This is a genomic window from Mesorhizobium sp. M0040, assembly GCF_040323505.1.
Lineage (GTDB): Bacteria > Pseudomonadota > Alphaproteobacteria > Rhizobiales > Rhizobiaceae > Mesorhizobium.
Window position 1 is genome coordinate 1 of the sequence record NZ_JAMYVA010000129.1, and the last position, 1339, is coordinate 1339.

A 1339-nucleotide genomic window follows, 5' to 3' on the forward strand; every position below is an offset into this window, starting at 1 on the left:
CTAGCACTACTTTGGCAGATTTTTAGCTCCGGGAGCGTTTCGAGGATTCCCAAGAGCGGTTTTGCGTGATTCATGAGAGGTCGGCTGTTGGAGGGGCCGGCCATGAACAGGGATTGGCAACTCGATCTGGAGCGGTGGCTTGAGCCGTTCGTCTCGGCGTTGAGGCACAAGACGCGTGCGCGGATGTGTCCGGCCTATATTGCTGGGCTGATTGGCCTTGGGGATCGCAAGAGCGTCCAACCGATGGCGGCGCGCGACGCAGGCGTCAACTATGACCAGTTGCACCACTTCGTCGCGAGCGGCGTGTGGGATGCTGCGCCGCTGGAGAAGGTGCTGCTCGCGGAGGCCGACAGACAAGTTGGGGGGAACGATGCGTGGCTGATCGTGGACGGCACCGCGCTCCCCAAGAAGGGGCGCCACTCGGTCGGCGTCGCGCCGCAATATGCCTCGGCGCTTGGCAAGAACGCCAACTGCCAGACGCTGGTGTCGCTGACGCTGGCCTCTGGCGAAGTGCCGGTCATGGTGGGGCTGCGACTGTTTCTGCCCGAGAGCTGGACTTCCGATCCCGCCCGGCTCGACCGTGCCGGTGTGCCCGAGGGCCATCGTGCCTACAGGACCAAGCCCGAAATCGCGCTGGCCGAGATCGACCGGGCTCGCGCAGCCGGCTTACGCTTTGGCTGCGTGCTCGCCGATGCCGGATATGGCTTGAGCGCCCCCTTCCGGCAGGCGCTCACCGAGCGCGGCCTTACCTGGGCCGTCGGTATCCCGTTCAAGCAGAAGGTCTATGCCGCCGACGTGGCGATGATCTTCCCCGTTGCCGGACACGGCCGCCCGCGCCGCCGGCATATCCCCGATGTGAAGTCGATGACCGCGCAGGCGATGCTGGAAAAAGCCCAATGGCGGACGATCAGTTGGCGGCGTGGCACCAAAGGCCGCCTCTCGGCCCGCTTCGCCGCTGTCCGTGTCCGGGTTGCAGATGGCCCACCCCAGCGCATCCGCGACATGGGCGCTCAGCATCTGCCTGGCGAGGAGGTCTGGGTGATCGGCGAGCACCGCTCGACCGGCGAGCGCAAATACTACCTCTCCAACTTGCCCGCCGACACCTCGCTCAAGCAGATCGCAGGCGCCATCAAGGCGCGCTGGGTCTGCGAACAGGCGCATCAGCAGCTCAAGGAGGAACTTGGCCTCGACCACTTCGAGGGGCGCTCATGGACGGGCCTGCACCGGCACGCGCTGATGACGATGATCGCCTACGCCTTCCTGCAATCTCGCCGCCTCAAACAAGCGGGAGGGGGAAAAAAGAATCCTCGGCCCGCCGCCCCAACCGAGCCTACCCGCC

General features: G+C 65.6%; 1 pseudogene. It reads left to right on the forward strand.

Going from position 1 to position 1339, the window contains the following annotated elements:
- Positions 1 to 65 precede the first annotated feature (65 nt).
- A pseudogene (locus NKJ91_RS33575) lies at positions 66 to 1339 on the forward strand (IS701 family transposase); the annotation flags it as partial.